This is a genomic window from Paenibacillus sp. GM2FR, from assembly GCF_002803325.1.
Lineage (GTDB): Bacteria > Bacillota > Bacilli > Paenibacillales > Paenibacillaceae > Paenibacillus_AQ > Paenibacillus_AQ lautus.
Genome location: NZ_MKZM01000009.1, coordinates 298,417 through 323,951, shown reverse-complemented (window position 1 = coordinate 323,951; position 25,535 = coordinate 298,417). Strand labels below are relative to the sequence as shown.

Here is a 25,535-nt window from a genome sequence, read left to right as displayed (position 1 = left end):
CGATCCCATGTCATTCCGGCCCGAACCGGCTCTCTAACCCCATTCCAGCGTTGCACGAATCGGCGGAATGTCGGAATTACTGCAGTCGGTCCAACAGATTCAGCATGGCTTGCGCGCTTTCCGCACGGGTGGTCTTGGTTTGAGGCGTAAACGTGCCGTTGGCATGCCCCTTCATCAAGCCAAGAGCCAAGGCTTCATTCACCTCTTGGAGTGCCCATGAAGAAATTTGCCGCTTATCTTTCAGTTCCGGTGCTTCCTCCAAAGAAGAAGCGTCTCCCTTGGTCTGGTAAGCACGATAAAGCATCACAGCCAGCTCCTCGCGGGTGATGGCCGCGTTCGGTGCGAACGTGTCCTTGCCTCTGCCGTTCACCAGCCCGTGCTGGTAAGCCGCCGCAACCGCCGAAGCATACCATGTTTCGCCGTCCACATCCGTGAAGGCCGTGCCTTGCGTGCTTTCAAGGCCCAGGGCACGAACGAGCATCGCGGCGAACTCCGCGCGTGTCAGCGGCTGTTGCGGACTGAATTTCGTATCGCCGGTGCCATTCACAATATGCTGGGCTGCCAGCTCTTTTACCGCTTGCTCCGCCCAATGGCCGGCAAGGTCGGCAAACGATTTGTCATATTCCAGCACGGCATAGTAGCTGAATTGACTGACTTCAGCCGTCAGCTGCCCGTTTACCGGCTTGCCGCCGGCATATTTCAATGGTCCCGATTCCGAAAGGTGGTAGATGCCGGCCAGCTCGCCGTGAATGGCGCTGTCGACAGGAAAAGCAATCGTTGCGGGTGCTACGAAATGCTCCAGCTTATATGCCTTGCCGTCTTTCGTATGGACGTTAAGATCTAATTCGTACATCTTGCTGCCCCGCTTCAGCTTAGCCTTCTCGGCAGCAGCTGCTTTGGCTACGAGAGAGGCAGCTGTCTGCGAACCAACCTCCTTCAGCTTAAACGAGATGACCGCATCCTTAGCCTGCTCGGCCGGTACGAGCTGGCGCAGCGCTTTGAGCAGCGCGGACGGAAGCTGTACCATCACGCCGTCCTGCTTCAACTCCAGCGGCTTCGTCCCCAGGATGTCCCCTGCCGTCAGCGGCAGGAGAACCTCGATATCCTCGGCACCGAGCTGAATCGTCACTTTCTCCTGCCCGCCGCGCAGTGATTCTTCGTTAACGATCCGCTGACCCTGATTTGGCTTCGTTCCCGGATCGATAGGCGGATTGCCGCCTGCTCCTCCGCTTCCGTTTCCACTGCCGGGGTTGCTGCCGTTGCCGCCGCCATCAGCTGGCACTGCAGCCAGAATGACGGTACCGCCATCCGACATGGCAGGGAGCGTTAGCGTCACTTTCTGATCGGCCGTTACGTTATACACGCTGCCGCCGTACAAGTCCTTCGCCTTGCTGCCCGCCTTAAACGGCACAGACAGGACGACTTGTTTCGGTTCGTTCTTCACGTGAATCGCGGTAACGATATGTTCTCCGTTATACTGCTTGTCGAATGCGAGATAACCATCCGCATTCGAAGCCGCAATGGATGTGCGCGTTCCTTTTGAAAACACTTTCGAGTTTGCCGCTCGAATGTTCAAGAGCTTCTGATAATGCGTGAGCAGCTTCTTCTCGGCCTCCAGCTGGTCCCACGGCATATCGCCGCGGTTCTCGCTAAATTCGCCTTTGCCCATATCCCCGGCATTCTTGCCGGAGCGCCCAAGCTCTTCGCCATAATAGATGACCGGCTGGCCTTTGGATGTAATTTGCAGCGCTGCGGCCGCCATCAGCTTTGCCTTGTCGCCATCCACGTAGTGGGACAGGAAGCCATCCTCGTCATGACTGCTTAGGAATTGCCCCATCATTCGGGTGTTATCCAGCTTCGATTCGCGGTCAGCCAGGTAGGCCTCAACCGATTCCACGCTGCCGTTCACGAATTCCTTGGCCTTTCCTTTGAAGCCGAAGTCCAGCAAGCTGTCCATCTGGCCGCTCTGAAGCGTTCCGCCATCGCTGTCAACCGTAGCTCCGAAATATTCGCCAATCATTTTGAAGCTCGGATCGAGATGGGTCAGCGCATTTTTGAACGCCTTCCATGTCGTTTCATCCACGTGCTTCACCGTATCTACGCGGAAGTAGTCGATCGTGTCTCCGCGGTCGGTTTTGGCACGCTCCAGCCAGCTTGCTTGCCAATCGATGATCTGCTGGCGAACAGCCGGATTCTCCGTTATGAAATCAGGCAGCCCCGCTAATTCGCCTTTGATCGGATCGGTATCGGCAGACAGACCGTCTGTACGAAGCATATCTTTAAACCGGTCCTTATCTTCCTGCGTGATACCGGGCGCACTGTCTCCCGGCTTCAGGCCATATCCCGTATGGTTGACTACGACGTCCACCATAATTTTGATGCCCCGGTCATGCGCCTTATCGATCAGCTCCTTAAAGGTATCCAGATCGCCCAGATGCTCATCGATCTTCGTATAATCTTTGGCCCAATAGCCGTGATACGCATATTGCTTGCCGCCGAAGCCTGCGCCTTGATTGAAATCGATGTTATCCACAATCGGCGTGATCCACAGCGTATTTACGCCCAGATCCTCGATGTAATTGAGTTTATCGATCAATCCTCTGAAATCCCCGCCATGGTAGGCTTCCGGGTGATCCTTGTCAACATTCGCATTGTTGGAAGCATCCCCATCCATGAAACGGTCGGTCAGCACAAAATAAATGCGCGCCTCGTCCCAATCGAAATCGAGTTTGCCGCCTGTGATTCTTGGCTTCACCGTTACCGCGGCTTCGCCGGTATGCCTATTGCCATATTGGTCGACTAGCGTGATTCCTACTTTCTTGCTGCCGGCCGTGACCGTATCCTTTACGGCAATGCTGTGCTCCAGCAGCTCTGTATCAACCTTCGCTTGGGCCGGACCTCCCAGCTCCGTCAGGTCGACGAACGCTTCCTTGTAAGCAACGGGCTCCGAAGAGGTTACATTCAATTTTAGCACCGCATTTTCATCATAAGAGAAGGAACCAGGGGTTACCTTCGCCCCGATGGTCACGGTCGGATCGCGGTAAACCACCTGCGACTTTCCGTTCACCGTGTTTTTCGGATCGGTGACTTCCTTCGCGGTTCCGTTATGATTGACGATGAACGTGTATTCGTACGTTCCGGGAGCAACGCCCTTAAGCGTATAACTGAACCATTCCTTGTCAGGAACGTAGACCATCGTTTCCGGCTTCCCGTTAATCTTCACTTTCACGTCAGAGATGCTATCCATCCGGCCGTCCCGGAACAATTGATCGTCCCGATAATGGAACGTAATGTTACCGTCTTCAAGCGTCGGCCCCGTAATGCTCGGCAAAATCTCCAGCTCATGCACCATGCTGGTCACATTCACTTTCGTGAAGGCCTCGCCTGGCTGAAGCGGAATGATCCGGTCATCCGGGATATCCTGCTTGGCCGTATCCCAATTCGTTCCTTTGCGCAGAACGAAACCGACGCCTGTTGTTTCGGGTGCCACCTCAATCTGTACGGTAGCCGCGCCATTCTCTATCTTTTCAAACCTAATCTCACCGTTCGTTGCCCCCGTATTCCAAACCCACAAATTCCAATCCGCATAATCCTGATCCGGCCGAATGTAGTTAAGCTGCACATACCGTTTATTGTCCACTACATCGGCTGTGACGGTTACGGTAATCTCTTTCTGGAACCCCCGATAGGAAACGGTTATGACCGCCGTTCCTTCCGAGACTCCCTTCACCACGCCTGCGGCCGTTACCGAAGCCACCTGCGGGTTGCTGGATGCATAGGTTGCTTGTTTCGTTACGGCTCGTTTGCTGCCGTCCTCGTACTCAGCATATACCGCGGTCTGATGCGTCTTACCGGTCTGCAATGAGTAACTATCTTGATCCACCGATATATCGCGGAGTACGGCTGCCGCGGCGTTCGTTTTAATCACAACGGCCGTCAGAGGCTCTAGCGTGATCGAGCCGGAGGTTAACGTGAAGCCGGACTTCGCTTTGACGCCGGTCGTGCCGGCTTCATCGTTATCGACCACCACCGTGCCGGAGCTCAGATCTTCGTTTAGCGTCAACGTTCTCGACTGGTTATCCGCATTAACGAACACATAATAATGGCCGGTTCCGTCCGTCGCTTTATTCTTATAAGCAATGACCAGATCCTGCGCCTTTACTTCGGGAACCTGCAGCAGCGTCACATTCGAATTCACCATCGACTGATCGCCGAGACGGAAAGCGTCGGACGATTTTCTTAACTCGATCAGTCCGGCCGTATATTCCCGCGTCTTGTTATTCTCCGGATACTTGGCTTCATCCGTCGCTTTCTCCCAATCGAACATGTTGATGGCGTCGGAGGAATCGTAGGAATCATGGATGAAATAACCGAAACGGTTTCCTGCCTCGTCCTCTAATTCATGGTATTTCTGCTCGGGAACCCCTGGGCCCAGCCATTGCTTGGTCCGCCCGTACTCCTGTCCTGCATGGAGGAACGCCGTTCCTTGCGAGGTCAAGGTGAGCAGGTTGCCCAGGCGAACGCGCTTGTGAATCTCCAGATCATTCGCTGCGATCGACGGGTCCTTCTTGATGGACTGCGCAATGATGTCGTACAGCGGCAGATTGTCATGGGCTTCAATGTATTGAACCATGTCACCCGGATCGTCTTCCTTCGTGTTGCCCGGCTGCGCCTTGATATTGTTGAAAATGGTTTGGATGTCGCGGGCGCCGCCCGTAATGAATCGTGGCTCGCCTTCATTGCCGAAGCCGGATTTCAGCTCGTTGCGGAACTCGTCGGAGAAAACGCCGACGTCGTTCGTTTTATCCATCCAATTCTGGTCCGCGCCCTTGCCTGCCAGGGAGGGATCCGACAGATGACCGCCGAACGTGACCCAGCCCTCGCCGATAAACAGCGCTTTCGGGTTGATCGCTGCCGCGGCATCATAGGCATTCTGCACGGCTTCATACGTGGCGTCGCCCATCATGTCCCAGCGCATGCCGTCGATTTTGTATTCGTCAAACCAGTATTTCACGGAGTCCACCATCAGCTTCTCGGCCATCTTGTGATTGGTCGCCAGATTGTTGCCGAAGCCGCCGATGAAATTGCCGTTGGCATCCTGGAAAGCATAATAGTTCGGTACGATATCATTCAAGAAATCTGCCTTGGCCATATGGGTATAGACCACGTCCAATACGACGCCCATTTCGGCCTCGTGAATGGCGTTGATCATCGCCTTCAATTCTTTGATGCGAAGCTCGGGATTCGTTGGATCCTCGGAGTAAGCACCGTCAGGGGAGAAATAGCTGTGCGGGTCATACCCCCAGTTGTACTCATTGTCTTTGGCCGAATAATCCAGCTCCCTGTTCTTCATGGCCGCTTCGTCGCCGTAATACCAAGCCATCACGGGCAGCAGCTGAACATGGGTGACGCCCAGGGACTTGATGTATTCGAGCTTCTCTTTGAACGCATCGTAGGATCCCCAAGTCGCGTTATGCAGGTCATTCTCAATCGTCGGATCCGACGTGAAATCCCGGACGTGAATCTCCCAGATGATGGCGTCTTCCCGCTGCTCGTAGCCCGGAATGTCCGCAAAATCCAAGCCGGCGGGATCCGTTTGACTCAAATCGACGATCGCGGCTTTGCCGACGGTATCGCCGTCCGGTCCAACTTCGCCCTTTGTGTTCACTCTGAATTGCGCCATGGATTTGGCATAAGGATCCAGGACGGTTTTCGTCACGCCGTTATTGGTCACTTCGTATTGATAAAAATATCCTCTAAAATCTTGGATGCCGAGGTCTCCCGGCTTCAACCGAACCGACCATACCCCTTTATCACCCTTTTGGAGAGCGGCATTGCCGATAAACTGCGTGGCATCATCCTTGCTGTACACCTTTGCGGTGACTTCGGTCGCCGTCGGTGCCCACAACTTTAGCTCGGCTCCTCCAGCCTGATAAGTCGCCCCGAGGTCATCGCCGTCGTAAGCGTACATCTCATCCAGCATTCTCCAGCCGGTGGAGGCGGATACGGTTTTTCCGGCGTAAGTTACGCTTAGCGGTATCTGATCCAGCTGAAATGATGCCGACACTTCGATGGTCGTGTTTCCGGTAATCTTCACGTTTTGAATGGCAACCGGATGGCCGTCCTTATCCTTGATCTGCAGCTCATTCTTCAGCGTATCCGCTTCCAAACCATCGGTCATCGTAAATCCGAGCTGGAGCTTTCCTGGAGCCAATACTTCAGCCGAGACCAACCCGGTAGGCACATCCCCATATGGGGATGTGTAGACGGTGTTGTCTCCTTCTTGAATGAATAGATGCTGGTATCGATCCACCAGAGAGAAGCCCTTGTCGCCCCCGTCTTTGCCGGCGTCTCCTTTGGCCGGATCCAGCACGAGGAAGTTCATCTTCTGGGCTCCCGGCTTCATTGGAATGTCCACATAAGCGCCATATCGGTCGGTTTGGCCTGAAGGGAACATGGTAGCCCCCGTCGGCCAGTCTTTCGAAGGCGCAGCGACATCGTCTCCCCATAACCATAAACCGTACGGATCATAGTTCTGATCCTGCCGTTGATAGTGGATGCGCACGGTATCCGCCGGCAGGTCAACAGGCTCAAAGCTGTATACCGTATCGGAGCCTTCCTTGAGCCATACTTCGTTCATGTCCGGCGAGGCTAAGGTGAATTTCTTGTCGCCGCCGTCTTTATTGCCGCTGATGCGATCGACAACGACGATGCCGACTTTTTGCGCGCCGTCCTTGAGCGGAATGTCGACGAAGGCCCCGTAGGCGTCCTGCTGCCCGCCAGGGAATGGCGTTGCGCCTGCCGGCCAATTGGCGGACGGAGATGCGACGTCATCGAATATCCACAGTCCGACGCTCCCGTAATTCGCGTCTGCCCGGTCGTAATGGACGCGCAGATGGTTAGCCGGCACCGGCGTTCCCGGATCAGCGGGTACCGCGAAATGAGCGGCAACGCCGTGATTGGCCGCATCGTAGCTGAACGTAACCTTCACGTCCTGCGGCAGCTGAAGCGCCTCCCGATTAGCGGGGTGAACCGGACTTGCCGCATCGCTCCCCAAAGCGATTTGGTACTCATGATCCCCTTCGTACACATCGGCTGTCACCGTGTATACGTTGTCATAATCGGAATCCTGCATGATTAATCTCGCATCCGCAGGCGACCAGTCAGCTGCTTCGCCGATGCCCGATTGGAAGCTGCCGATCACTCGGGGAAGCTTATCCGCCTCGATCGGAGCGTAGTATGTAGAATCCGCGATCCGGTGCGTCCCATGATTGTAATAAAAGGTAACCTGGGAATCTTGAGCGAGCGTTATGAGGATGTTGCCATCCTTGTTTGCTCCGCTGGGATTGGAATAATGGGCGGAGCCGTAATTCTCGTCCCACTTGCCGTCGATCGCGATCTTGTATTCGTACGATCCCGCGGGCAAGCTGCCGGTGAACCTGTATTCTCCGTTCCCCATATCGTTCATGGTTGTCGCTGCGGCAGCCGGATCCCAATCCCCGCTATGGCCTAATTCGGATTGCAGAGTCCCCACCAGCGTAACCTGGCTTGGCGCGCTATTGGCATCGGCCGTTGATGGCGGAATGCCGAGCATGGAGAAAATCAGCGAAACAATCATGATGATGGACCACATTCGTTTGCTTGAAACCGTCATTCTCATGAAACAAATAACCTCCTTCTGTTCTTGGATTAGGTACAGCTGATACGATGTTGATGCCAATCACTGCGCAAACGCTTGCATAAACAGGTTTGAGCTTCCATCAAGTAAAGTACGACAATTACTGACAAGAGTTAGAGAATATGTTCGAAATATAGAATGAAACATTTTAGATGAAAGCGATTACATTGGAAACGTTTGCATCATTTATTGTAGTATTGAGGCTCCTTCTCGTCAACCACATTTTGACCTGTTTTCATCATGAATTTTGCGGCTCAGGCGGGTTTTCTCCAGCAGCATCTAGCTCTAACAAATAAAGGGAATCCGTCGTCCAGATGACGGATTCCCCTACTAAGGTTTACATGTATGGTATGGCCGTTGCCTGTAAATAGGGCCTGGAATTGCTGAAGCTGGTCGGCCGCAAGCACAACGCTGCCTACTAATAGCGAACCGTTAACTCATAACGTCCGGACAGCAGCTCAAGTTCAAGCATGCTATGGTCCAGTCCACAGCGGACGATGCCGTCCGGCATGCAGCTTGAAGCTGCTCCTCCCCATATCTCAACACCATCGATCAGGAGACCGGTTATGGGGCGGGAACTCGGTGATGCCAATGCAGCGGTAGCGCTCATTGTGCAGGGCAGCTCAAGCCGCATCCGAATACCGGTCCCGCCGACCCGCTCCCAGCGTACGGCGATATTGCCTCTTACGGTGGAAACGGAAGCCTCGGCGAAGTCCAGATCCGGCGCGAAAAAGGGGCGAATTCGTGCCGTCGCGAATCCGGGAGCTCCGCTCTGAATCCCGCAGACATACTCCTGAAGCAAGCGGGCGGGATAACCGTTCCATGCATGGCAATGGGACTCGATATCATCCCAGCCTTCCCACATGGTCTCGGCTCCTTGTGCAATCATGTAGCCCCACCCCGGATAATCCGTTTTACTCAGCAAATGGTAGGCCTGATCCTGCAGTCCTTCCTCGAACAAAAGACGGAGCAGCGGGAGCGACAAGACCGTCTTGCTCTCCCACGGCTTGCCTGCCACGGCCTGCAATGCAGCCTCCCGGTCTTTTGTCGGCAGCAGCCCCGCATATAATGCCAACGCATTAACCCCTTGATGGGTTGCAGTCGATCCCGAGCTGTCATGCAGCAGCTTGCCGGAACCATCGTACAGCTCATTCAGGATGCTGACTTGCAGCTTCTGCGCATGGACTGCGTACGCCGCACTGTCTTCTGCTCGATTCAGCAAGGCAGCGGCTTCCGACAGGATGCGCAGTGCCTGCCATGCCTTGATCTGCTGCACGGTCAGATGTTCGCCTTCATGCTCAACCGTCGGATAAGGCCAATCGCTAATATGCCATCCGCGGCCGACCGGAATCAGGCCTGTAGCCGGCGATATCAACGATAGATAGCCATCGATCATGGCCCGGAGCGGCTCATAATAGCGAGAGAGCAGCTCCGTATCCCCGCTAAACTGATATAGCTTCCACAGCAAGGTCGCATAATGCAGGTCCCATTCCGGAATTTGAATAAAAAAATCAGGATGCTCGTAGTTCGAAGGGAACACAAAAGGGAAGGAGCCGTCTTCCAATTGACCGTCTGCAAAATCCTGCAGCGTCTTATCCAGTACCGGATAGGCATCGAAGTTATAGAGGAGCGTCTCCGCTTGCAGATCGGTATCCGCGAGATACTGGGCCTGTTCCCGATGCGGGCAGTCGACCACCTGGCCCAGCACATTGTTGCGCTGCGTCTGCAGGCAAACGTCGTACAGCTTGTTCAAGAAGTCGGACGAACACCGAAAATGCCCCGTCCGCGCCATAACTGTACCCGCTGAGCAAATTCGCAGTTGGCTTTCCTCAATCGGTTGCGGATAGCCGGTAACCTCCACATAACGAAAGGCTTTAAAGCTGAAATCGGGCTGCCAATACTCGATTCCTCCGCGCCCATGCATCGTATACAGGTCGTAATAATGATGCGAAGTCTCGTTGCATACTTGATGAACAACCCGCCCGCTGCCATCGAGCGTTTCGGCATACCGGAGCCGTATTGTGACGCCTGCTATACCGGGCAAGGCCAATTGCGGCCAGCCCGATATGATTTTGCCAGCGTCGAATACCTGAATGAGCCCCTCTTTCCCGTTAACGACCAACGGCTCCGCTGCCACGGATGGAATGATAGACTCCAGCTCTTCCGCCTCGGGGAGCTGCTGCCAATGGAGTGACCATTGCTGTACGGATGGATGAGCAAGAACGACCGAAGTACAGTGTTCATCTCCAACATCGGGCTGCAGCCAGTTCGGTTCCAGAAGAGCCGCGTCATAGTCCTCTATGGCCGATAAACGGCGGTTCTGCTGGTATGAAGTCCCGGTGCGATGCGGAATCTGCCTTAAGGCCTGCCATGTCAGATCCGATACAACCAGCTGCTCCGTCCCGTCCTCATGCTCTACGTGCAGCTGGAGCAGCATGCCCGGGACGCCGTTCACATAGTTCTGGCCGCTTCCGCCCAAATAATGAGCCGCAACGCCGATGCAATTGGCACCGCTCGACAAGAGGGGGGCCACATCATATGCCAAATAATATTTGCGGCGAGGCACCCCCGTCGGGGCGGGAGAACCATAGCCTCCAACCCGTTGTCCATTGACGAATAATTGGAATACATGGTGGGCGGATACGAAGATTTTGGCCCGCGCAACGGCTCCCCGGAGATCAAGGGATTTGCGGAAATAAGCAAAATCATTAGGCTTCATCTCCTCGGACCGCCATATCCATTCAGCACTCCAATCGCCGGGAAACAAGCCCGTATCCCAATATGCCAGTGCGCTTTCGCTTTCCTTTCCCTGACGGTCCCAGACCGTAACCCGCCACCAGTAACGCGTATTGCTCTGCAGCGGCGGACCGTCATATAGAAGACTCAGGCTTTGGCCACTCCGCCTGCCGCTGTCCCACACCAAATCTTCGTCCCTCTTAGAGAGCCCCTCCGCGGAAAGGGACACCCTCACCCTGTAAGCCGCGCACGCCTCTCCGCGCTGATCGCTCTCCAGCAGCCAGGAAAAACGGGGAGAAGACACATCCAGCCCCAATGGATTCTCCAGACCATGCACAAGCGGTTTTTGTATCGTAAGCACGCTGCTTCTCCCCTTCCAGACTGTCTATCAGGCGTTAGAATCCATCCATCATGGATTCGATTGATCATGCGGCACGTTCACCTGGGTCACGGCTGCGGTTTCATTGCCGGCTTGATCCGTGACCGTATACGTGATCGTGTAGATCCTGCCGGAGCCTGCACCCGATCTTGCCGCGCGCAAGCTGAATGAGGTATCCATCGTGCCCAGCTCCGCACCCTGAATATCCTCCGCTTGCAGCTCCTCATTACTTGTAATGGAGGACAGCACGACGGAACCGATATCCGAGCCCGAATCGCTGGCGTCGACGGAAGCCGTGACCTGGACCAGCCTCTGGTTAGGCGGCCACAACTTGACCGGGTCCGCCATTACGGTCGCCACGGGCGCGGTTTGATCGATCTTCAAGGTCAACGACTTGATGGAACCCGGTTCCCCGGCTGGACTCATCGTCCGATAGTCCAGCCCATGAATCCCGTCCGTATCCATGATCATTTCGGAACCGTACGTCTGCCATTCTCCGTCATTCACGCGAAACTGAATGCCGTAGCCGTCCGGCAAGCCATTCGCTGCCCCGAGCTTCACGGTTACCGGGCTTCGGTACCAGCCGTCGTTGCCATCCGGCTGCTCCGGCGTCAAAGCGGCGGTAAGCTCTTCCGCCTCCATGCCGTCGGCCAAACCGATGCCGTCCACATGGAAATATCCTCCTTGCCAATGCACCCGGCTTGCCGGCACAAGCCCGATTTTAATTTTGGTGATCCGGTCCTTAAAGGCCCAATCCCCAAGGTTAACCGCCAGGTTGCTCCACTGTTTCGGCGGAACATTCCCCTCTGCTTCCAGCACATGCTGATCGCTGTACACCTTTACCCGAACGGTATAGGATTCGGCCGCAGGTCCGCTCGAAGGATTGATGCCAAAGAACAGGTAGGGTTTGCCCTCGGCATTCAGCGGCTCGTCGAACCGCTTGGCGATGCCTTTGCTGTCGCCCAGCTGCTCTCTGGTCATCACCGTGGCCTTGAGCGTTTGACTGCCGCTCCAGATGATGGAAGCATCGGTTTCGACGCCGGATACATACTCTGCATGGGTCCAGCCCTCATCGCCGTTCTCAAAATCAAACAGCATTTCCGCGCCCTCCAGCTGCTCCGGCGAAAGGACAGCCGCTGGCGCCGTATCCGGTATCTCCCGCCGAGCAAGCATGCCGGCATCGAAGGATGGCGCGATATCCTGCCAGTCGGCGATGCCAATGATCGGCTTCGCGAATTCCGTCACCTCCAGCGAACGTTCCGTATCGATATACTTAAAGACATCATACACCAGCTTGTGCTCCGCAGGGATGCTGGCGCCCCTGCTCGTATCCGGATCATGCGTCCACAATCCGAGATTCAAGCCGTACTCTTCGGCATGGTCCACATGCCGGTGCAGAATGAAGGAGTCGATGCCGTCCAGGAAGTCCGTAATGTAATAAGCATACGCATAGGCTGCCGCCTGCAGCTGCTGGCCTTCCGGCGAATTGTCGCCGCTGTGGAAGCCCTGCTCCGACAGGATAATCCGGCGCGCCTCATCGCCGTATATGAACTTCGGCTGCTTCATGTAATCAACGAGGACGTGCAGGTTTTTAAACGTGATTTTCGGCGTATCAAACTGCTCGAGGGACTGCGGCGCAACCCAAGCTCTCGGATCGAACAGATTTTCCGGATAAGGATGATAAGCGATATGCCATGGAATATCTCCCTCTGCGTCGATCTCCGCCTGAAGCGTATCGATGATCGATCGGCCGTCGAACGAGCCGATCTGCGTGGACGGCAGCTGCTGATCCCAGTTATGCGTCAGCGAAATATACACTCTGGCGTTGCTGTAAAAGCTTTTTACGACGGTATTCGTTATTCTTACGGTCCGGGCATAGTCCTGAACGAATTCCCTGACCGTTTTATCGTTGCCCATATTGTACCAGGTCTCCCCGGCGTCCACCTCGTTGCCAACGATGTAATTGACGGCTCTGCCGTATTTCTCGTCCTCGCGGGAGTAGCGCTCCGCCAGGAAAGCGGTGATAGCTTTATAATACTTCGTCCCTAGCTCATCCGTCGTGTTAAATGCATAGACGATGCCTTCCGTGGCATCCGGATGGAGCAAATACCGGTTAGGCGTGGTATCGTCCATTCCCCCCTTATACATGAGGAGGATCAGGGATACCGTCACTCCGTTATCGGACAAACTCTTGATGGAATTATCCCGCTCCTCGATCCAATCCTTCTTGAAATAGAAGGTCTCCCCTTCGTAAGAATATTCGAACGTATTGGCCGGATTGACGCTCCCGTTCATGTACAGGGCATTATTGTAATCCACGTTCAACGCGGCATGGCTGATGCCGAGGTCCTCCGCATCGCCGACCATCTGCACCTGCAGCCCCTTCTTGCTCTTCGCCACTGGGAACGGATACGTATTCGGCGCAAGTATCTCGGGATTGCTTACGTATTTGGCGTGGTCCACGAGCTCCAACGATCCGTCCGGAAGCCTGGCCGCGACCGCGAATTTGGACTGCAGCCGGTTGCGTCCCTCTTCTCCTCCCAGATCCGGCTCAAACATAAATTGATCTTGAATCCCTTGCTCGGCAATCGGTTCTCTGTTCGCCAGATCCCTTTCCGATTCATAAGGCTGCAGCTCAAATAACTGAAGTACTCCGCCTTCAAAATTCTCCGCTTCCCCTGGCTTTAATGCTCCCTCGATCACGATCCGATCTCGGGAAGCCGCGATCTCATGTTTCGTAAGCTCACCGGGAAAAACCTCGATCGGCGCCAGCTGTTTGAACCGGATCTGATCGATGCCGATTTCTCCCGTGCTTGCCCCTCTGCCGCTCAGGAACGTCAACCGGAACTGCTTCAGGCTGCCGCTCCACTCCGGATGCAGCGACAGATTAAATTCCTGTTCAACGGACTGGCTGTTATCCGCTTCGATGTCGAACACCTCCGACTTCGTTTCATCCCAATCGGGGCTTTCCTCCGTAATCCATTCGACTTTCACTTTGCTGAATGGCGACTCGTTCCTCCATTTGACGCTTAATGTATTGTAATGATCGATATCCTGGATGATCACCGGAGATTGCAGTACGGGATCAGCACCCGTCAGTGTCAATCGGAGCTCTCCGCCGGCTGCGTCCACATCTGCACCCTGGGCGGTAAACCCTTCCGTTTCCCCGTCCGCGTTAAAATCCATGCCGATGGCGTTCGATCCGCTGAGATAATCGATCTGGTAATTGCCGCCCCAGAATTCGTATCCCGGATCGCCCGGCTTCAGTCCGCCGTGATCGAAGTTGAGCATGAACGCGAATTCGATCTTGGTGACGTGGTCCCGCTGGGCCCAGTCCTTGACGGACACCGCAACTTTGCTCCAGCTGTTCGGATTGATTTGGGCAATGCTCTCATAGGAATCTTCGCCGCTGAACAGGGTAACCTTGATCAGGTAGTCCTCCGTCTGCCACCCGTAGCAATTGGCCGCAAACGTCAGATAGTTCACGCCCGACAAGTCGAGCGGCTGATCAAAAGCCCTGGATACCGTTCTCCATTCATAGGCTTTGACTTCATCCGACCATACCTCGAGCACATGGCTCCCCTCATATGGAGAATTCGGGCCGTTGGCATAACGGTCGGCGTAGGTGACTTTCTCCGCCCCGGCTCCGCTGGTCCATTTTCCCGGCTGGTTTACCGCATCGGGCTCGTTAAAATCGTCAATGACAATCGAAGGCGTGTAACCCGTCACGTTCAGCACATGGGGAGATGCCTTTAAATCCGGATCATACGTGCCCGCAAACACGATCCCGGCGGGATACGCTTGCAGGGTGAGGGCCAGCAGGACGGAATACACCAGCAGCGTCTTAAGCCTCTTCAACTTCATCAAGCTTGTTCCTCCTCAAAATGGATTCTGATGATACGTTTGCCGCAGTTCGACGCCATTCACCCCCTTTCCAAACCGAATATTCGCTCAGCACCAAGCCGGATGCCTTAATCTCTGATTTTCAGCACAAGCTCCGTCCCGTCGATTGCTTTCACGGTAATCCCCTTCGGAATCGTCAGCTCGTATTTCAGGTTTCCTCCTCCCTTCTCTCCCTCTTCCCTCTTCCAGCTTGCTTCCATCATTCCAAAGCGCGTCGGCACAGCGCCTTCCGCCCAATCGAGATCACCGGCATGCGGGTCAAGATACACCTCCCCATCGCCGAGTCTGCTTAAATCAAGGCCCAACACGGATTGCGTCAATATATAACTCGGCGATGCGCCCCAGCCGTGGCTAAAGCTCACGGGAATATGATCAATCAAATAGGTCGGCGTATTGCCTTGATAAGCGCTCGGCACGGTACAGGCCGGCGTTGAAGGATCAAACGTCTCCCACCAGGTCGTTGCTCCCCGGTCCAGCATGCCACCCCAATAGCTTCTAATGATCTCCAAAGCACGTTCTACGCGCCCTTTGCTCATCAGCGTCTCCAGAACCACATGATAGAAAAATGCGCCTTTTAACGGCGGCAGCTTTCCGCCGTCGTACCATTCGTCGAGGAAGCGATCCTCTTCCGCCGGGTCCATCAGGCCGGACCATATCGCCGCAAAGTTGGTCTGAGCCGTGATCTGCTTCGATAATCCGTCCGGTCCGATGCAATCCGCAAATACGATCTCGCCAGGGGGCTGCATCTGCTCCCTTATGGCAGCGCGAAGCCGGACCGCCTGGTCTTTCCACTGCCCTGCCATCTCGCCGCGCCCAATCGCTTGCGCCAGCTCCGCCGCCAACCCGAGCGCCTTGTGATAGAAGCAGGAGACGGCCGTCACCCGGTCGCGCCGGTCGATGTAATCGGCCCAGTCGATAAAGCACCACCAGCCAGGCCGGTCGGCGCCGGCAAACAGGCCATCCCGATCCTCCTGCAGCGCGAACCACGCCATCAACCGTGTAATGGCCGGCCAGATTTCTTCCAGGAAATCGCGGTCCTTCGTATACAGCCAGTGGGCATGCACGCCGAACAACCAATGCGCGCAGAAATCGGGCAGCAGGAACGAGTTTCGTTCCGGCCCGGTACCGGGTATGGAGCCGTCGTCATTCTGAATCCGCGCCCCTTGCAGGAGACATTTGCGCAGCAGCCGATCATCTCCGAACGCGTGGTAGATGACTTTGCCCATCACCACGGCATCGGCTACCCACAGCGCCTTCTCGCGCAGCGGACAATCCTCCAGATGGTCCTGGCTGTTCACCAGCGTCGTATATGCCCCGACCTCCCAGATCCGGTTCAGACGATCATCGCTGCAGCGGAAAAAGCCGGATTCGTCAAACGGATAATGGACGGATTCGACGCCGAAGCGCGATATCGTCAGCGCGGCCGGCGTCGCCTGTGCCGTAACCTGAAGGAAACGGAAAGCCCGGCGGCCAAAGGGCTTCAGCCGATTTCGCCCTTTGCGCAGGATGAAGGTATCGTACAATTGCAGCTCCAGCGATTCGCCGTACGACAGCTGGATCACGCCGCCCTCGGGTGCGTCCAGCTCCAGCTCGGGATACCCCACGATTTCGCTGGCAAAGTCATATACAACACCCGGCAGCGAGCCGGGCATACTGGCATCAAGCGTCCAGCTCGTTGTACCTGCCGCTAACCGACCTGGATCTCTTTCTGTTTCCGCCGAGTCCTCTTGCAAGCCAAACGCTTCATGACCCGGAGAGGTATGCTCCAGCGAACCGAACGCTTCCGAGCTGCCCCCACGATTCCGAAGCATGCCGGTCTCCCCCAGGCTGACGCCGAAATTGGCGTCAGTTCGCACGATCGCTGCCGGACTGACCCACTCCCTGTGCAGCGGAGGAATCTCCCGCGGAAGCAGTCGCGGCCATGGCGAATCCGGATCCAATGCTTTGGCGATAACCACCGCCCCGCTCCAGGAGGAATCGTCATAAGCGGATTCCTCCCATCCGTCCTCCTGATCAGCGAGATAAATTTCGCGGAATCCGTTCCATTGATGCTGACGCGACACCTGGGCCATCCATCTTGGCGATCGCCGGACCTTCCATTCCGCATCCGTGGCGGCCACGCAGAACACTCCGTTTCCGCGCTCGATATCAAGCTCGGCAATCAAGCCCCCCGGCCCTTGCATCTGGCCTGTCACGATATCGGTCGAACCGAAATTGTAGGCGACGATGGCCAGCACATTCCTACCCACCGACAACAGCGGGGTCACATCGATCTCGTCGTAATATTTCCACTGCTGATCGGCAGGTGTTGGGCCCCTTCCGACCACGGCTCCATTGACATAGAGCAAGTACTCTTGGTTGGCCGACACGTACAATCGGCCCGCCATCGGCGCTTCCTGCAAGTCAAAGCTCCTTCTCGCTTCCAGATATACGTTGGCCGAATCGGGCGGTAAATCCCCCCATATCCAGCTCGCCTGCCAGTGTTCTTTCATCATGCCCTCCTTGCCAGCTCGGCTTCTCCAATGCGAGCTGATTTGATCATGCGCCCATCCTCCAGCTTCCATTCCACCTTAATCAAGCCCTTGGGACTTGGAATCACGCCCCGTGCAGCCGTTAGCCCCTCGATGGCATGAGGCTCGAAAGCGATGCGGGCATAACCGGGTTCAAGTGCGCGAATCCCAAGGACATACCTGGCAATCCAGACCACCGGCGTGCTCGACCAGCTGTGGCACAGGCTCATCCGGTAGGAATCGTACGCGGTATACGTGGTCAGGGCATGGTGGATATCGCTGCTCGGCGTCAGCCTGATCCCCTCCCAGAAGGTGGTTGCCCCTGCATCCAGCATCGTTCCCCAGACCGTAGCGATAACATCCCACGCCCGTTCGTGCATGCCGTACTCCGAGTAGCATTCCGCCAGCCAGTAGGCGGACAATGGCGTGAGCGGGTCCCTCAGCCGATAGTCGAGGAGAAATCTGCGTGCGCTATCTTCTTCCACATACCCGCTCTTAATGCCGATGACCGAGGTGAGCAGCGCGTACGATGGTCCAATGAACTGCTCCTCCTTAAGCTCTGCCTGCGGTTCATCCCAATGGAGCCCGAGCTCCGGCATGTAATCCGCCAGCTGTTTCATTTGACTCTTGGTCATGCCGTAAATCGCGTTCAGGCACGCCCACGATTCAGACGTCCCCATGGGCGACCATTCGATGAAGGAATGTTCCTCTCTGGCATCCGGCATAAAAATCCCGCTGGACGGTTCCGCATTCGCCTTCACCCAAGCGATATGCCGCTGCAGATCCTCCCGGATTTCCCATACGAAATCGCGGTCTCCCGTCTCGAAGAAGTAATCCCATATGCTGCTGAGCCACCACAGCGTATAGGAAGGGAGATTGTTCATCCAATAGCCGTAAGGGGTCCGCCCCAGCTCCCGGAGCGACCGCTTCAATACCGAATAATCGTCCCAGAGCGAGTATTCGGTTTTGGCGGCCAGATAAATATCGTAAGCCCAATTGAGGCGGTCCCGCTTGATGCCGTCCCACAATCCGATTTGATGGCAGACCCGGCTGGTATGCACCGACACGTCATAGATTCGCTGCAGAAGGTCGTGATCCGTCTGCAATTGTCCCGCCTGGTTAAGCTCAGCACCGGCGGCCTCCAATCGGAGCTCGATATGAAATGCCCTTCCATCGTCCCCGCTTACGTAAATTTGCACGTACCGCATGCCCTGGGGATTCGTTGCCGACAGGCTCCCCGGCGGAATCGCCAACCACTCGGTCATGCATCCGTCATAATGCCGCAGCTCCTGCAAGGATTCAGCGCCATTCCACAGCAAACCGATCTCGGAATCGCCGTGGTTGCTCACCTGCATCCGCACATTGAGCTCATGGGGCAATTCCAGCAGCAGCTCCGGCATCCGGCTCAAATCCAGTTCTTTCTGCTGAGTCCTGCGTTCCTTCCATTCCCCCTGCTTCAGAAGATGATAAAAAATATGCCGTTCATTCCGGGACTCCACTTCGTCCAGGACGATTCGCCCTCCGGCCGTTCCTTTCATCTGAATTACACCATCTATGCCGCTGACCGCGTCCACTCCGGCTGCGGAAATGACTCTTATGCCTTGAACAGGCTCGACCACGATATCGCCGTATCCTCCGGCAATAAACCAAGGAGGGGCATGATCCAGGTCTCCAAAAGGCTCCTCGCCCCAAACGCATACCACCTCCGCCGGGCCGTCCCCGGTCTCCCAGGTATCATCCGTTGCCAGCCATAAGCCTTCGCTTCCGCTCAAGTAGGCGATACATCCCACCGAACGGTCAAACAGATGCATATTGATGGGATGCATCGGCATCGGCTCCGTATTTCGGAGCTCGATTCGGAGCGTATAGGCTCCAGGCTCCAAACCACCGGGGAGCCCCTCTACCGCATAAAATGCGGACGTATGCCTGGCATGCTCCGGGAAATGGCCGATCACGGCATCGTTCAGCCTGATCTCGGCTTCTCCCGTACAGGCGATTCTCATCTCAAGCTGCTCCACCGCGGCATGCAGAACAAAGGATTTTTCCAGTACGACATGCCGCCGGCCCTCACGTTCCCGATGCCAGATCCAGCTGGGTATCTTCTCCGCTTGTCTGTGTATATTCATCCATCTCTCTCCATTTGGTCCGTCGTTTTATATTTTTAAAGCCCCTTGCGTAACGCCCTGGATGTAATACTTCATCCCGAAGCTGAACAGCAGCACCAGCGGAATCGCCGATATGATGTACGCCGCGAATTCCACGCCCATGTTGGAGATGCCGAACTGGTTCGTGAATTGCGTAAGCCCGACGCCAATCATCTGGATGCTGTTCGATTTAATGGTCAAAAGCGGCCAGATGTAATCGTTATAGATCCCGACCGACTGCATGATCATCAAGGTCATGAGAACGGGAACGGACAGAGGCAGCACCATTCTCGTGAACACCACGAACTCTCCCGCACCGTCGATTTTGGCGGCATCAAACAGCTCGTTGGAAATGCCCGCCATGAAGCTCCTGCACAGAAATGTGCCGAAAATCTGGCCACCCGCGGCCGCGCTGATAATGATGACCCACGGCGTATTCACCAGCCCCAGATTCGCATACAGCACGTAAGAAGGGATCAGCGTCATGACGCCCGGTATCATCATGATGGCCAGCATCAGCATGAACAGCACCTCCTTGCCGAGAAAGTCTTTCTTGGCAAAGGTATAGCCTGCAACGGCGGACAGGGCCACGACAAGCGTGCCGCCCACCGCCGCATAGAGCACCGTATTCAAGGTATACCGCCAGATCGCTGCGAAGGCTTCCGCATAATTCACGGTCTGCGCCGGGATCGGCATCGTCCAGATGCCTCCCAGAATCTGCGCGTTATTTTTGAAGGACGAAATCAGGGTGAAGGCGATGGGGGCGAGGGTCAACGCAACAAAAACGATAAGCAGCACATAGAGCGCCGACTGCCGAACGAGTCTTGCCTTTGCATTCATGCCGTTCCCCTCCTAATCCGTATTGGTTTTGATGAATTTCATATTGATGACCGTAATCACCATAATGATGGCGAACATGCTGACGCCAAGCGCCGACGCATATCCCAGGTCATTGAATTTCGTTGCGGCAAAATACATCTGCAGCGCCGGCACATAGGTCGAGTCGGCAGGCCCCCCGCCGGTCACGATCAGGATGGAGCCGAAGTCCTGAATGATGCCGATCAGCGCGAGCACGATCAGCAGCTTGAATTGCCCTGCCAGCAGCGGCAGGTGAATCGCCCGGATAATGCGAAAAGGTTTGGCGCCGTCGATTCTCGCCGCTTCGATCACTTCTTCCGGAATAGCGATCAGCCCCGAGTACATCACCAGCAGCTGCAGGATGCCGACAAACGGGAAGCCCATCATAATGATGGCCCACAGCGCCGTATTCGGGTCTCCCAGCCAAGGGTGGCTTAGCGAGCCGAGTCCGATCATGCGCAGCAGCTGGTTCACCAGGCCGATGTTCGGATCGTACATGTCCTGCCAGACCAGCAGCATGCCGACGGATGGAATGACCATGGAAATAACGAAAAACGTGCGGAATACATACTGGGACCTTTTGCTTCTCAGATGATAGATCAGCTCCGCCACGATCAGCGGCGGAATAAGGGCCTTGAACAATCCGGTGACGATGAGGATGAGCAGATTGCCCACGCCTTTGGTGACGTACGGATCATTCGCCATGCGCCTGAAATTGTCCAGCCCGATAAACTCGCTTCTTGCCCCGGGATTCCAGTCGTACAAGGAATGAATCAAGCCGGAGAACGCCGGGATATACAGGAATATGATAAGGAGCGTAAAGCTGGGAAGCAGCATGGCATACGCCAGTTTGCTCTTCCACAACCGGTGAAGAATGTAAGGCTTTTTGCGCCATAACCAGAAAAATAACAGTGCCGTCAACAGAACGAATACGATCACGGCCGCCACCTGCACCACGGTTTTAACCATCGCCGCCTGCTTGCCTTGCTCCAGTACGGCGCCGACTTCATATTGGAAGACGGCTCCTTTGTCCGAGCCTGCGAAGAGCCGCGTGCCGTCTTTGCTGAACCGGATTTGCTGGCCGGCCCCGGCCTCCTTCGTGCTCCATAACAATTCGCCGCCTTGATTGGCCACGTAATAATTGCCCGAGTAATCCGCTACCGCGATAAACTCCCCGTCATGGGTGACATGAACGGAGGTCACTTTATCCTTGGTCAACAATTCGCCAAGCCTGCTGCCCTCCGCCGAATAGAGGACCGCTTTATTGCTGGACGTTCCGACCACCATCGTTCCGTTATCCGCAACGGAAGCATGAAGAATGTCGCCCTCCAGCGGCGTCTGGAATTGCAGCTCGCCGGCAGGATTGAACAAATAGGCGTACTGGTTCGCGGCCCCGGCTGCCAGCCATTGCCCGTTCGGGGATACCGCGGCGCTCTTCACCGCGATGCCGATCGGAATTTCACCCAGAGTCTGTCCTTGTTCATCCAGCACATGCACCAAACTTTCGTTATGCAGCGTCACGATAGTCAGCTTGCCGTCGGGCGTTGCCGACAGATTCTTGATCATTTTCTTGAAATCCCGCTTCCACAGCTCCTTGCCGTCAGCGCTCAGCATATAGAGATGCCGGTCATCGGAAGAGACGAGCATGCGGCCGTCATTCAGAAGGGCGACACCGGTCACGACGTTGTTTGCCATGAATTCGAATCGCTGGGTGCCGTCACGCTGAAGAAGAATGGCACTCGCATTCTGCGTACCGACTGCCACCAGCTCGCCGTCTTCCGATATGGACAAGGCTTTGATCGTAAGACCCTGCTCCATCGTCCAGATCGGCTCAGAGGCATGGATCGGCTGGGCAAATAGAAATAGCAGCAGCGAAGCCAGCAGGCAGGAATATATTGTTCTCATCACCTTCGTGTTCACACTCCCTTCCATGCCAAGTGAACCCGCAGGACTCCACCGATGAAGGCGAAGTCCTGCGCCTTACAGCCTTTTACAGCCTTTTACAGCCTTTTACAGCCTTTTACAGCCTTTTACAGCCTCCTAATGCTACTGTCTGACAGGCGGCTGACGCTCCGGATTCTCGATATCGGAGAGTTCTTTTTTGCGTTCCTTGAGCATGGCTTCGAATTTGGCGTCAATATCCGCCTGGTACTGCTTCAGCAGCTGATCCACGTCGATTTCATCGTTGAAGTATTTGGAAATTAGGCCGATGTAGCTCTGCACGGACGGCTGATAGTCATGGAGACCGCGGGCCAGCACGTTGCCCGGGCTGTTCAGCCCTTCCGTATTCCCGATCGCGTCAAACGATTCGAACGTCTTCTTCATTTCCTCCGGCAGCTCGATGTCATTAAGCAGCGGTGCCCCGTTCAAGGAGGCGTCCTTGGAATTCTGGACGGCTTCCAGGTACACCTTATATCCTTCCGGGCTGGTCAAATACATCATGAAATCCACGTTCAGGGCGGTCTGCTCCGCGTTCTTCTTCACGAAGCCGTAGAAGCCGGTATAGATGTGAATCGTTCTTGCCGGAGCCTGGACCAGCTCCCCTTCCATGGAAGGCATGTTAAAGAATCCGAAGTCGAAGGATTTCACGCCGCCGCTCTCTCCCGTTTTTTCGGCATCGGCAAAATCCTTCGGAAGCTGCCAATAGGAGGACGGAAGCGCGACCATGGTTGCGGCCTTGCCTGTCAGGAAGAGCTTGTAGGCCTGCTCCTCGGACATGCCCATAAAACCGTCCGGCGCATATGTGAACAAGGTTTTCAGATTCGTCATGACTTCGCGCCAGGCCGGATTGCCCTCGACTTTATACGGGCCGACTTTGTTTTTGATCGCTTGGTACATCCGCAGCTCGTTCGTCGATACTTTGGAACGGGAATCGTTGTACGGGTCGCTCAGGTCGAACTTCCAGTTATCGTCGATGTTTGGCATGTACGTATAATCTTCCGGCTTTGATTTGATCAGCTCCACGTAATCGCGGAAGTACTGGTCCGGATAAATGCGCATGAGCCAGCCCGCCTGACCGCTCCACAGGGAGAGCGCGTTGCCGCCGATCGTGAACGGGATATAACCCGCCGCCTTCAGTTTGTCGTAGGTCGCGATGAGCTCATCGAACGTTTTAGGGGTATCGGTAATCCCCGCTTTCTCGAACATCTCTTTGTTGTACATCCAGAGGATTTGAACCGATTCAAAGTTAAGCGCTTGCAAAGTTTGCAGGTTAGGGTCATCCAGATTGACGCCCATGCCGTCCAGGTTGAAGCTTTCCTTCCAGATCTCCCCGGTGTAAGGGTTCTCCGTCTCCAGCCAAGGCTTGAAGTCCACGAATTTCTGGTCTTCGTTCAGGTCGCTGTTTTCATTCGTGTTCACAAAATCGGCCTCCGGCTCTCCGGCGGCAAACTGAGCCTGCAGCCATTCGCGGTAGCCCTCGGCCGGCTTGATATCCACGACGACCTTCACGTCCGGATGCTTAGCCATGTAAGCGTCGGCTACCTTGCCCCAAACCTCGGCTGAGGCACCGCGCAAGGATATTTGGATCGTGCCGCTTTTAGGTTTCTCCGTATCTTCTCCGGCTGGTTCGGCTGGTGTTTTGGTATCCGTTGGGGTAGGCTGTTCGGATGGCGACGGGTTAGCGGTATTGGGGCCGCTGCTGGTACAGCCCGCTGCGATGATGATGATTAGTGAGGAAATCAAAATGAGGCTTACGATTCTTCTAATATGGATCATGACGTTCACTCCCCTAAGCGTTTAATGAATTCGCTTACATTTATGTGAAGTCTTAGATGTCTGAATTGGACCCGCATCACTCCCTTCAAGGTTAACAGGGTGCAAAAACGTTTTTGCACCCTTCAAAAAAAAGAATCGTCCAACGAAAATATCCGTTTTCAGGTCGATTCTCTTTCAATGACGGTACACGGCAAAACGATCGTCTGAATATCGTCAAAACGAATTTCGCCGTCAATCAGCTGCATTAACAGCTTCGCTGCTTCCAGGCCCATCTGCCGCATCGGCAGCTCAATCGATGTAATGGATGGCCGGGCCAACTGGGAAACGGCCGTGTTATCGAATCCGATCACCGCCAGGTCCTCCGGCACCTTGTAACCCAGCTCCTGAGCCTTCTCGACGACGCGGGACGCTATGACGTCGCGTCCGGCGATAATGGCGGTAGGACGATCGACTCGGTTCAGCAGCTTCTCCGTTTCCGTATAACCGCTGTCTTCTTCGAAGGAACCGATCTCCACCAACCGCTCGTCGAACCCGTCGCCTAATTCCTCCATGGCCTGGCGGTAGCCGTTATACCGGTCCAGCGAGGCATCCACTTCCAGCGAACATGGGGTGATGAGCGCAATCCGGCGATGACCTTTGCCGATCAGATATTTAACGGCTTCATAGGCGCCTTGCTCATTATCCGCATTGACGCTGTGACACACGCCGGGCATCGTCGGCCTCCCGAGCAGGACGAAAGGAAACCGGTTCTTGATCAGCTCCCCATACGGCTGGTTAATGGCCGCGCCCATCAGGATCAACCCATCCGCCGATTGCTTGCGGTAAACGTCCAGCAGGTGATCCGCCAATTTATTCGTACTCGGCTTCTGAAAAGACAGCAGCAAATCGTAATTGTTGTCTCCCGTTGCCTCCCCAAGCCCCTTGACGACGTCAAGGAGAATGGTATTCTCCAAACCATCCACCGTATCCTCGACCACCAAGCCGATGTTGTTCGTTTTCTTCGTAACCAATCCGCGCGCGGACTGGTTCGGTCTGTAGTTCAGCTTCTCGATTGCATCGAATATCCGCTTCTTGGTCGCCTCCGCCACATGCGCGGAGCCATTGACCGCGAACGAAACGGTACAAACCGCTACGCCAGCCTCCCGGGCGACGTCTTTTATGGTTGCTGCCATCCTGATCATCCTTATCCAAAATTATAGGGGAACATTTGATTAGACTAAAAATGCAGAGCTGTAAACTATTGATGCGGAGTTCAAATCACATATGTAAACGCTGTCAAATCTTAGCCGATTACGGCGCTATCTCGTTGAAGAAAGAATCACCGAATGACACAATGACCGATGTTCTCATGATGCAAAACGTTTTTGCAAAAACGATTTGTATATAAAATACACCGGGTTATCGGCAGTGTCAATCCTAATTTAAGTTCTTTTTTATGCATACGTAAAAGAATCGCTCGCACAGCGAACCTGCGTTACTTTTGAGGCTTGCCGACATTGAATACCTCCGCCTTCGCCAAACTAAGGATTGATTTCCAGCGGCGATTCCCATAACATTAAACATTATAATGATATAATGTTTAATGTTCGTAAAATCATGGATGCAGGGGG

The 25,535-nt window shown here is 55.1% G+C and carries 9 protein-coding genes; all 9 read right to left on the bottom strand.

Annotation, left to right across the window (positions count from 1 at the left end; all coding sequences use genetic code 11):
* Positions 1–76: 76 nt before the first annotated feature.
* On the bottom strand, positions 77–7,660 hold the full coding sequence (locus PAEVO_RS22500; protein WP_100539763.1) for a pullulanase: 7,584 nt from the start codon (positions 7,658–7,660) through the stop codon (positions 77–79).
* A 436-nt stretch (positions 7,661–8,096) separates the two neighbouring features.
* Positions 8,097–10,775, bottom strand: a complete 2,679-nt coding sequence (locus PAEVO_RS22495) for an alpha-L-rhamnosidase (RefSeq protein WP_100539762.1) — start codon at positions 10,773–10,775, stop codon at positions 8,097–8,099.
* A 48-nt stretch (positions 10,776–10,823) separates the two neighbouring features.
* Positions 10,824–14,657 carry a DUF5722 domain-containing protein gene (locus PAEVO_RS22490; RefSeq protein ID WP_100539761.1) on the bottom strand — a complete coding sequence of 1,278 codons (3,834 nt, stop codon included), beginning with the start codon at positions 14,655–14,657 and terminating at the stop codon, positions 10,824–10,826.
* Between the two features lie 107 nt (positions 14,658–14,764).
* Positions 14,765–17,188, bottom strand: coding sequence for an alpha-L-rhamnosidase-related protein (locus tag PAEVO_RS22485; protein ID WP_100539760.1), 2,424 nt, complete (start codon positions 17,186–17,188; stop codon positions 14,765–14,767).
* On the bottom strand, positions 17,188–19,332 hold the full coding sequence (locus PAEVO_RS22480; RefSeq protein WP_100539759.1) for an alpha-L-rhamnosidase C-terminal domain-containing protein: 2,145 nt from the start codon (positions 19,330–19,332) through the stop codon (positions 17,188–17,190). Before PAEVO_RS22480 ends, PAEVO_RS22485 begins: the two co-directional genes overlap by 1 nt.
* Before the next feature lie 27 nt (positions 19,333–19,359).
* The gene (locus PAEVO_RS22475; RefSeq protein WP_100539758.1) at positions 19,360–20,190 is read right to left on the bottom strand and encodes a carbohydrate ABC transporter permease; all 831 of its coding nucleotides are present in this window, start codon (positions 20,188–20,190) and stop codon (positions 19,360–19,362) included.
* 12 nt (positions 20,191–20,202) lie between these two features.
* Positions 20,203–22,113, bottom strand: coding sequence for an ABC transporter permease subunit (locus PAEVO_RS22470; protein WP_243390901.1), 1,911 nt, complete (start codon positions 22,111–22,113; stop codon positions 20,203–20,205).
* A 141-nt stretch (positions 22,114–22,254) separates the two neighbouring features.
* Positions 22,255–23,925: an ABC transporter substrate-binding protein gene (locus PAEVO_RS22465; RefSeq protein WP_100539756.1), complete on the bottom strand. Its 1,671-nt coding sequence runs from the start codon at positions 23,923–23,925 to the stop codon at positions 22,255–22,257.
* Between the two features lie 158 nt (positions 23,926–24,083).
* Entirely contained in the window at positions 24,084–25,097 is a 1,014-nt protein-coding gene (locus PAEVO_RS22460; protein WP_100539755.1) for a LacI family DNA-binding transcriptional regulator, read from the bottom strand.
* Between the last annotated feature and the right edge of the window lie 438 nt (positions 25,098–25,535).